We start from the raw sequence: 9,216 nt of genomic DNA on the forward strand, positions 1-9,216 counted from the left end.
CGTGGGCGCCAGCCACAGTCGAAGCGATGTGCTTGAGGAAGAGGAAGCTGTCCGCCGCGCGCATGGGATCGAGCGGGGGCAGGTTGTACTCGTACTGGCCCGGCGCCACCTCGTGGTGCACCTTTGACCCCCCTAGCCCAGCCCTCCTCGCGGCAGCTTCTATGCGCTCCACGACTTTGAGCGGGGGCTGCTGAACATCGAAGTAGCACCCATCGTCGGCCGGTACCACCCTGCCTCCCTCGACGCGGACGAGGAAGAATTCAACCTCGATGCCGATCGTGGCTGCGTAACCGTTGGCCCTCAGCTTATCGACAGCGCGCTCGAGTAGGAGCCTCGGGTCGCGCGCGGCAGCCGATGGAGGGTCGGCGATGCGGCAGAAAACCCAAGCCGTCCTCCTCCAGGGCTCCACGTAGACGGCTGAGGGGTCCGGCTCTGCGAGCACGTCGCTCTCGTGGACCCTCGCGTAGGAGGGTACTGATGAGCCGTCGAAGGGTACACCCTCTTTGAAAGCGCGCTTAGCCTCGTCTATGTGGAAGGATACGCCCCTCGGCTTCCCGGTAATGTCGGCAACGATGTACAGAACCCGTTTAACGCCCGCCCCCTTCAGGATCCTCCAAACATCCAGCGGCTCTACCGTGGGCACGTGAAGGGTACAGTCTAACCTATTTAGCTGTAACGTATGCTTGAAACCGACGTTAGAGGGCGAACGTGCTGGAGGCGCGTGAACAATTAGGGTTAGTAGGGAACCTGGAACCGTGGCACACCTCGATGGGAGGGTTTCTCCTCGCTCGGTAGACGAAGTCCTTTCCATCCAGGGATACGAGTATGGTGCCCGCCTCCAGTGCGGTCTTCAAGTACAGGGCGTCAACGGCTATAAGCCCTACTGGCGGTAGAGCGTGTAGGCCGTTTTGCAGAAGCTCGGGATGCAGGACGGAGTCCAGGAACCTTTCCGCTTTGCGGGCTACATCCATCCCTACTCTCCCCGCGAGAGCCTCGCAGACCTCCTGGTAAACTATGCTCGGTTCCGCCGGGATGAACCTGCCCGGGAGTTTGCGGAGTATCGCCGCGCACTCGTCGCTGTACTCCTTGCCGGCCTTCAAGGCGGACACGAACACGTATGCATCAAGAGTCAGTAGCTTCAGCTTCATGACCCCTAGCACTCCTGAACTCCTCGAGGACGCTGCCTTCACCCCACTTCGCTGTTACAGCTTCCCTCAGGTCGAGGAACTCCTCTACAGCCCCCCTCGTCCTTTCAGCCTCTTCAACCACGATGACCCTCCGCCGTTCGACCAGCTTCTCGAGGAGCTCCACTCAGGTCTTGCAGCCCAGCTCAACTTTGAGCCTCTTGAGCTCTCTCATCAGGTCCTCCGGGACGTTCTTCACCAGCAATGCTGGCATGCTAAGAAATCTAGGAATCCCAGGCTTTATGGGTTGACTCGAGCGCGGGGGAACAGCTATTTACCACCCCTGGATGGGGTGGGCGTGAAGGCGGGTTTCCTCCTGGCTTTAGTGTCAGCTGCTCTCGGCTTGCTGGGCCAGATCGCTTGGCGGTACGCTGTTCCGCGCGGCATGAGCCTTGATGCGGCGTCGCTCCTCAAGCTGCTTTTGGACTGGAGGGTGATCGCGGGGTTCGCGCTGTACGCCCTATCGACTCTCGCTTGGCTGGCAGCGCTCAGCCGCGGCGAGCTGAGCGAGCTCTACCCGGTCATCAGCTTGAACTACGCTCTAGCCCTAATCGTTGGTTGGCTCCTCTTCGGGGAGAGCGTTACTCTGGCGAAGGTTCTGGGTGTCGCGCTGATCCTGATGGGCGTGGCTTCGATAGCGTTAAGCTAAATTAGTGTCAAGCAACTGGTGGCCGTGGAACCCCTCACTCTCAGAGTGGCTGAGGAGGACGACGGCGTGCTTGTGTGCGTGTCCTTGAAGCCCGAGCTGCAGTGCTACTGCCTCGAGCACGACTGGTACCTTAGGATTGAGGGGCCCGGCGGCGTATCCCAGGAGTGGAGGTGGCGCTCCCGCTCCGACAGCGAGGGCTACAGGAGCCTTGCGATGAAGTGGAAGCCCCCGGCGAGGGGCAGGTACAGGGTTGTGGCCGAACTCGTCTCGCACGGCTATAGGCTTGAGGGGGCGTTCAGCTTCAAGCCGAGGATTCTGCTGGCCTTCTACTCGAGGACGGGTGTGACGAGGGCGCTAGCCGCGGAGGTGGCTGAGTCGCTGAGGGGCTTGGGCGCGGACGTGGATGTGCGCGAGATAAGGGTGAGGAGGGAGTACAGTAAACCCCTCCACCTGAACCCCAGGTTGATATTCGATACTTTCCTCGGTAGGGCCGACATTATCGTCGACTTCGACCCCTGCGCCTACGACGCCTACATCCTCGCCTCGCCGATCTGGGCTGGTCGACCTGCTGCACCGGTGGCCGCGTTCCTCAAGGCGCTCGCGGGCAAGTGCGGAGGGAGGCCGGCTGCCTGCCTCACGACGAGCGTACTGAGCGCGGATTACTCGGTTAAGCTTGCCAGGCTGGCTGAGGAGGCCGGGTTGAGGGTTGTCTACAGGGCTAACGCCCCCGGCGGTCGGCTGAAGGTCGACTTCCAAGAGCTGCTGAGGGCTCTTCAGACGTAGCTGGGCGGAGGCTTCTTACCCTCCGGCTGCTGCGGAGCCGGTAGTGGAAGGGGGACGGGAGGGGGGAGCCCGATCTCCCTCGTGAGGAGGGCGAGCACGGGGAGCACGTAGCTGAAGATGGAGGCGACGAGCTGCGGGGGAGGCTGCCCCGACGCCACCCCCTTCTCCAAGTCGCTCTTCTCCTCCTCGTTGAGCGGTGTCGCTTGCACAGCCCCCTTGATCTCGACGGAGGCGATGGGTGGCGCGTACTCGACTTTGATCAGGAAGCTCGTAGCATATGCCTGCCCCACCCTCTCCAGCTTGCCCAGCGTAATGTTCATGTTAACTGAGAGCTGCTGGACGGCCTCGAAGCCGTACCTGTCGGCCCTGATCGAATCGATCCTGAAGGCCAGGTTGGGCACGGGATACCGTGGGGGAGTAGTTTATAACGGCTCCTCTATAGCTCTGCCGCAGCTCTCCTCACGATCGGGTCGGTGAACCTGTTCTCCTCGTCGATTATCGAGTGCTTCTTCAGCTGCTGGAGCACCTCGTAGAGGGCTCGATCGCTCACCTCCCTGCCTTCAACCGCCTCCAGACGCCGCTTGAGTGAACCCCACTCGGTAACACCCTGCGCGAGGAGCCTGAGGATGAGGCGATACCTCCTGCTGAACCTCGTCGCGAGGAAGGATTCGAGCTCGCCCTTCGCCACTTCAACGGCTTTCGCCACCACTTCCTCCAGCCCCCGCGAACCCTTCAACCTGAGGTAGCCGTAGTAGGTGAGCCACCCAATGATCCCGTCCAGCTCGTCAACGACGCGCTCGAGCTCCCCGCGATCAACGTCAACACCGGCTTCGGCGAAACCGGCTTCCAGGAAGCTGAGGGACTCGTCGCGCGAGAGCTTCCTCGTCCTCACCTCGACGTACGCTCTGCCGTAGATTGGGTTCCCCGCGTCCCCGAGGATCCCGTAAAGCACTCCCATCTCCGAGCCGGTCAGCACGAAGGTCAGGTTCCCGTGGAAGTCGTAGGAGTGAGCGATGGCGCTGTGGAGCGTTACGCCAACGCTACCTCTCGACCTCTGGAACTCGTCGAACACGACCACCACTCTCTCCCCCAGGCGCTCACCCAGCTCGTCGAGGGCGGAGAAGAGCTCCGCTATCAGGGGCCTCTCCCTGGGAGCCCAGGCGATCGAGACTTCGAGGCCTAGGATCGACACGCCCCGCACCCTCGAGAGCAGGCGCTGGAGCAGCTCGGCAGCACCCCTCCACTTTGAGGAGCGCTTTAGGAAGTCGCTCACGGATCTTGAGAGGAGCTTGTACAGCTCCCTTGTGGAGGCAAAGCCCTCCCTCAGGTCGACGTAGACGTAGGGCTTCTCCACCTCGTTGAGCGCCGTGAGCACGAGCGAGGTCTTCCCCGTCCTCCTCAACCCCGAGACGACCACCATCGGCTCGCTCAAGAGCCCTGTCAGCCTCTCCAGCTCCCTCTCAAAGTCGAAGAGGTCCCTCCTGCTCGTCTTCGGGCGAGGGTCAAAGAGCACTTCCGCCCCGGAAGTTGCTTCCGGGGCGGAAGTTATAAGGGTTGCCGCCGGGCCCCCCTTGCAAGAAGATCGCGCGACTGCGCCGCGTAACTCAAGCTCTCCTCCAGATCCAGCCGGGCATCCGATAGGGCGAGCCTCACGTCCTCATCCGAGCGCGCAGCTCTAAGGCGGATTCTCGCAGCCTTCATCGATCGAGCTACGCTCTCGAGGTTGAAGGCCAGGTCGAGGAGCCGTGGCCTCTCCAAGCTGGTTGCGGTAGCAGCGGCTTGCAGCAGCCTCCGGGAGGCCTGCCTGAGGAGAGCTTCAGCCTCCTCGAGCGCCTTCTCCGGCTGGAATTCCAGCTGCTCCAGCAGCTTGCGTAAGGCCTCTTCCAGGTCGAATCCCTCCACAACCCCCTCTTTCCAATCAGTAGGAAAGGATAAGCTTTTCCGCACACCGGGCGCACAGAGTTGTGCGCCCGGAGCTGAACGAGCTCTGGTTCACGCTTGAGCCGCTGCCCGATAACGTTCGAGAGCTCCTTGAGAGAGGGGAGCTGTCGAGAGCGGAGGACGAGATCAGGAGGCTGCTCCCCAGCTGCGGTGGTGCGCGAAAGGTGAGGCTGGAGTTCGAGCTGGACCGCATCGCCAGGTGGAGGTTCGAGTTCCCCTACGGGCTGGAGGAGGGTTTTCGTGAGCTTCAGAAGACCATACCCGACTTGAGGTTTGAGGAGATGGGTGAGCTCCTCGCGAGAGGCTGCCTGGATCACGCGCTCTTGGACGGTGAGGTGAGGCTGCTGCGGAGGTTCGTGCCGAACGCCTTCTGGCTCTGCCCCGAGCTGAAGCAGCGCAGAAAGAGGGGTAGGGATGAGAGGGGGTGGGCGGCGAGGATCGCGCTGAAGGAGAGGGTGCAAAGGGTGGTTGAGGCGGCGCGCAGAACGGGGGGTGGCTACGTCCTCCCGCTCAAGTACAGGGTTCGCGCGGAGGTCGTGGTGAAGCCGGGCGCCGCTCCGGTGGGCAGCACGTTGAGAGTTTGGATCCCCCTACCCCGAGTTTCCGGTCTCCACCCGGAAGTTCGCGTCCTCAAGGCTGAGCCTCAACCGAAACGCATCGCGCCGGAGGAACACCCGCAGAGGACTGCCTACTTCGAGCTGGAACAGGGGAGAGAGGGGGCGCGCTGCTTCATCGAGTACGAGTTCGTAGCGAGGGGGTTCCACGTGGAAGTTGACCCGCGCGAAGCCTACCTGGACGAGGGGAGCGAGGTGTGCGAGGCGTACACGCGGGAGAGGCCGCCGCACATCGTCTTCACCCCCTACCTGAGGGAGCTGGCCAGCCGAATAGTCGGCGGCGAGGAGAACCCCTACTTAAAGGCGAGGAGAATCTGGGATTGGGTAACGGAGAACGTCCGGTACACGTACGCCAGGGATTACGCGCTGTACGACTGCATTGCCGAGTACGTAGCGAGGGAGAGGAGGGGCGACTGCGGTATGCAAGCGATCCTCTTCATAACGCTCTGCCGCATCGCAGGTGTACCGGCGAGGTGGGAGTCCGCGTGGTACATGAACCCGGTGAGCTGGGGGATGCACGATTGGGCCCAGTTCTACGTGGAGCCGTACGGGTGGCTCTACGCCGACCCCAGCTTCGGTGGTGCGAGGCACGGCGAGGAGTGGCGGAGGAGCTTCTACTTCGGCGGCATCGAGGGCTACAGGCTGGCCGCTAACATCGAGATCTCCCACCCCTTCGACCCTCCGAAGAAGCACTTCCGCTCCGACCCCGTCGATAGCCAGCGCGGTGAAGTTGAGTACGAGGAAGGAAACCTCTACTACGACAAGTGGGACTTCAAGCTGGAGGTGCTCGAGGTTGAGAGCCTCGAGGAGCCCGTGGACTAAAGCTCGATCTCGTGTAAGTCGACCCCCTTGAGCTCGCAGAACACCCTGAGCTCCTCCAGGTAGTCGCCCGCTACGGCGTGCAGGTGGTTCGCCCCCACGGTCTCAACCAGCCTCCTCACGCCCTCCGGCCTCGCGCGCACGACGATGTGCGGCCACGGTTCGATGCTCCTCTTGAGCTCCTCTCTAACGACTCGGACGCTCCTAGCTAGGGCTGCGACCATGTGGTATCTGCCTGCCACTCGGTAGAGCCTGGCTAGGGTCAGCGTTAGCTCGGGTGCGACGTACTGCGTCGCCGCGCCGCCAGCCTTCCCCTGCACTTGCGGAAGGAGGTGCACGCTCTTCAAGTTCTCCTCCGGGCTGCTCGATGCTTCAGCGAACCAGGTTGCCATGCCGCCGCAGTTGCCCATGTAGAGCAGCTGCCTTTCCCCGTCGTAGACGAGGAGGTCCATCAGAGTCGTCGGTTTACCGCCGGAGACCAGCTTGAGCACCTGCATCGTCAGGGCGCCGTCCACGTCCGTCTCGCAGGCGCACACCACGGGCTCCCTAAACCCGTCCGCGTCGTAGGGGTCGTTGAGCAGCGCCACCGCTACGCAGGCGTCAACGTACCCGTCGCTGAGCTCGGGCTGGCACTTCAACCCGCAGAAGCTGAAGCCGCGCTCCGCGACAAGGCCCTTCATGGCCAGGTAGAGGCGAACCTGCTTCCTCAGCTTCTCCTGGGTCAGCACCCTCCCGTCGTAGTGCACCCTACCCACCCTTTCCACCAGCCACTTGAAGTGCCGCTCCACGAGCCCCTCATCGACGCTCTCAGCTCTTCTGAGCAGCTCGAGCTGATCGACGTGCTCGACGTCCACGCCGAACAGCGCCTTGACCTGGGAGGGGTCGGCAGTGACCGTGTACATCCCCAGCGCCCGCCCCCCGATGAGCGCTAGAACCGCGCCCCGCAGCCGCTTGGCGGCCATCGCAGCCCGAGCCAGCGTGGCAACCCTCCTTGCAACCTCCTCCACCGACCCCCAGAGCACGAACCTGCGGATCCCCACCTGCCCGAGCGCGCCAGCCGAAGCCAGCAGGCCGCTGAGGACGTCGCCGTAGACGGCGATGAGCGGAACCTCCTTTACCGCGAGCTCGGCCGCCTCAACGGTCAGCGAAGGGTAGGTCCAGATGGGCACGTAGAGGAGGACCATGTCCGGATCCCACTCAAGCAGCTCGCTAACCGCCGCCCTCACCTCGACGGTGCTCCTCGAAACACCCTTAGCCGCGCGGACATCAACGCTAAAGGAGGGGAGCGTTCCGGCTAAAGCGGCGGCTCGCTTAACCTCCTCCTCGCGCCAGGGAACCTCTTCGCGGGGGTCGCCGAGGGCTAGCAAGCCCACCTTCGGCACGAAACCGCGCATTCCTCTCACCCCTACCGGCTCTCCACGGATGTCGCCCTCAGGAGATCGGCGCCCTGCTCTCGGATAAGGGCTTCAACCTTCTCCCTCGAAACCCCCTCCGTCGTCCCGGGTGCCGTGCACGCGGCTGCACCCGCAGCTTGCCCAAGCAGCAGGAGCTGCGCGACATCGCTCCAGTCGCACCGAGCGAGCTCCTCCGAGCGCCAACCGCGCTCCAGTAAACCAAGGATAACGCCGGCACAGAAAGCGTCGCCGGCCCCCGTAGGATCGACGACCTCTACCCTGAAGGCCGGCTGCTTGAGCAGGAAGCGGCTGGTTGCCGCGAGAGCCCCCCTTTCACCCATCGTTACCAACGCTGTTTTCACGCCCATATCGTTCAGCCGTCGCGCTGCGCCAGCGGCGTTCCCCTCCCCGGTGAGTAACCTAGCCTCCGCGTCGTTGCAGTGGAGCACGTCGATGTACGGCATTGCGGGCACGAGGTAGTCCAGGCTCTTACCGCTTGAAGCAAGATCCGCGAAGGTCAACGACCCCGTGAGCTTAGCGGTCCTGAAGACCTCTCCAACCCTCTTATCGACTAGCTCGGTTATACCGCTGGCGAGGTAGAAGATGCGGGGTTTCTCTCTTTCGACGAGCTCCTCTATCAGCTCAGGCCGGAGCAGGTTGCTCGCTCCCAACTCCACGTGAAACCTCCGATCCTCACCCTTCACCACGAGGATCACGTTCTTGTTCGTGGGGGCTTTGACGCGCTCGATGAAGAGCCTCACCCCGTACGATGCGAGCACCCTCTCGATGAACTCCCCAAAGATGTCGTTTCCAACGGTCCCGCACACACCCACGCTGTCCGGCTCCAAGCCGAGCTTCACCAGGTCGATAGCCACGTTTGCCGGGTGCCCTCCCACGGAGAGGACAATCCCTCGAGGGGCGACAACGACCTCGCCCGGAGCGGCGATCCTCTCGAGGCCTGCAACCACGATGTCAGCGACTAGGAAGCCGCACGCGAGAACATCCATCGGGAAAGCAGAGGATGCATGCTTAAATCCGTGCTCCTATCGAGCTGAGCGAGTGATGACCCCCTGACAGGCGGACCCGTGAAGACGCTACTCCCCTCACTGATCCCCTGCTTCTTCCCCTGACAGATCAAGCCTCCTGCCGCCGCTGTCGGGCTCGGCGAACTGGATGAGCATGGGAGTGGCGAGCAGGTCTCCAAGCTCCTTTTGCAGGAGCACCATCGCTGAGCTCCGGAAAACCGCAGGGAAGACCGGGTGCTCGGGCTTAATCCAGAGCTCGTAGACGACGCCGTAGTTGGAGAGGTCGGCTATCAGCAGCTGGTAGCTTCGAACCCCCTCGTTGCTCTCGCTCAGCTCGTTGATGACCCTCGTCACAGCCGCCTTGACCCGCTCGTAGGGGACTGAGTAGGGGACCGTGAAGCGCATGTCCACGTAGCCGGTGGTGGTACGGCTGAACTTCTTCCTGAACGTTTCGATTAGGAAGCGCAGGTTGGGGACGTAGACTTCCTCGCCCAGTGGGTTGACGAAACGAACGTGCGATCCTCCGATGCTGACGCACTTCAAGATCTCCCCGCTGAAGCTCACGTAGTCTCCAGGCTCAACGAGGCTAGCTATTCTAATGACGAACCAAGCCAGGTAGTTGCCCACGATGTCCCTCAGCTGCAGCGCTATGACGAGAGCGATGAGCGTCGAGACGAACCCGGATAGCGCTTCGCCCAGCCACTTAATGGTCTCCGCCACGGCTGTGATCCGGAACGAGAGAGCGTACAGCAAGGCAGTGAGGAAGACCAGTAAAGCCGCGAACTTCACGAGCAGGTTGAGGCCCCC

The 9,216-nt window shown here is 62.7% G+C and carries 12 protein-coding genes; 3 read left to right on the top strand and 9 right to left on the bottom strand.

What is annotated here, in order from left to right; genetic code table 11:
* From QXF46_08370 to QXF46_08380, 3 genes are all read right to left on the bottom strand, one after another.
* Positions 1–643 (bottom strand): glutamine synthetase beta-grasp domain-containing protein (locus QXF46_08370; protein MEM0226871.1); only part of this gene is annotated, 643 nt, incomplete at its 3' end.
* Positions 644–695: 52 nt separating this feature from the next.
* The gene (locus tag QXF46_08375; GenBank protein ID MEM0226872.1) at positions 696–1,148 is read right to left on the bottom strand and encodes a hypothetical protein; all 453 of its coding nucleotides are present in this window, start codon (positions 1,146–1,148) and stop codon (positions 696–698) included.
* Positions 1,123–1,311: a hypothetical protein gene (locus QXF46_08380; GenBank protein MEM0226873.1), complete on the bottom strand. Its 189-nt coding sequence runs from the start codon at positions 1,309–1,311 to the stop codon at positions 1,123–1,125. Before QXF46_08380 ends, QXF46_08375 begins: the two co-directional genes overlap by 26 nt.
* Before the next feature lie 171 nt (positions 1,312–1,482).
* On the opposite strand from QXF46_08380, the gene QXF46_08385 reads away from it, so the two are divergent.
* Positions 1,483–1,833, top strand: coding sequence for an EamA family transporter (locus tag QXF46_08385; GenBank protein ID MEM0226874.1), 351 nt, complete (start codon positions 1,483–1,485; stop codon positions 1,831–1,833).
* Between the two features lie 18 nt (positions 1,834–1,851).
* A complete protein-coding gene (locus QXF46_08390; protein MEM0226875.1) occupies positions 1,852–2,616 on the top strand; it encodes a hypothetical protein in 765 nt (254 codons plus the stop codon).
* Here QXF46_08390 and QXF46_08395 read toward each other — a convergent pair.
* The 3 genes from QXF46_08395 to QXF46_08405 are packed head-to-tail and all read right to left on the bottom strand — an operon-like array spanning position 2,607 to position 4,518.
* Positions 2,607–3,017, bottom strand: a complete 411-nt coding sequence (locus tag QXF46_08395) for a hypothetical protein (GenBank protein MEM0226876.1) — start codon at positions 3,015–3,017, stop codon at positions 2,607–2,609. The genes QXF46_08390 and QXF46_08395 overlap by 10 nt on opposite strands.
* Before the next feature lie 35 nt (positions 3,018–3,052).
* Positions 3,053–4,129, bottom strand: coding sequence for an ATP-binding protein (locus tag QXF46_08400; protein MEM0226877.1), 1,077 nt, complete (start codon positions 4,127–4,129; stop codon positions 3,053–3,055).
* Between the two features lie 32 nt (positions 4,130–4,161).
* Positions 4,162–4,518, bottom strand: a complete 357-nt coding sequence (locus tag QXF46_08405) for a hypothetical protein (protein MEM0226878.1) — start codon at positions 4,516–4,518, stop codon at positions 4,162–4,164.
* A 62-nt stretch (positions 4,519–4,580) separates the two neighbouring features.
* On the opposite strand from QXF46_08405, the gene QXF46_08410 reads away from it, so the two are divergent.
* Positions 4,581–5,993 (top strand): transglutaminase-like domain-containing protein, encoded by a 1,413-nt coding sequence (locus QXF46_08410; protein ID MEM0226879.1) that lies wholly within the window; start codon positions 4,581–4,583, stop codon positions 5,991–5,993.
* Here the strand turns inward: QXF46_08410 and QXF46_08415 are convergent.
* The 3 genes from QXF46_08415 to QXF46_08425 all read right to left on the bottom strand — a co-directional run.
* Complete coding sequence (locus QXF46_08415; GenBank protein ID MEM0226880.1) at positions 5,990–7,384, bottom strand: hypothetical protein; 1,395 nt, start codon at positions 7,382–7,384, stop codon at positions 5,990–5,992. The genes QXF46_08410 and QXF46_08415 overlap by 4 nt on opposite strands.
* Before the next feature lie 11 nt (positions 7,385–7,395).
* Positions 7,396–8,391 carry a carbohydrate kinase family protein gene (locus QXF46_08420; GenBank protein ID MEM0226881.1) on the bottom strand — a complete coding sequence of 332 codons (996 nt, stop codon included), beginning with the start codon at positions 8,389–8,391 and terminating at the stop codon, positions 7,396–7,398.
* A gap of 96 nt (positions 8,392–8,487) precedes the next feature.
* Positions 8,488–9,216 (bottom strand): mechanosensitive ion channel (locus QXF46_08425; protein MEM0226882.1); only part of this gene is annotated, 729 nt, incomplete at its 5' end.

The organism is Thermofilaceae archaeon (genome assembly GCA_038731975.1).
Classification (GTDB): Archaea; Thermoproteota; Thermoprotei; order Thermofilales; family Thermofilaceae; genus JANXEW01.

Coding starts and splice junctions, on each gene's coding strand:
- QXF46_08375 (MEM0226872.1), bottom strand. CDS start 1,148: ATGAAGCTGAAGCTACTGACTCTTGATGCATACGTGTTCGTGTCCGCC.
- QXF46_08415 (MEM0226880.1), bottom strand. CDS start 7,384: ATGCGCGGTTTCGTGCCGAAGGTGGGCTTGCTAGCCCTCGGCGACCCC.
- QXF46_08420 (MEM0226881.1), bottom strand. CDS start 8,391: ATGGATGTTCTCGCGTGCGGCTTCCTAGTCGCTGACATCGTGGTTGCA.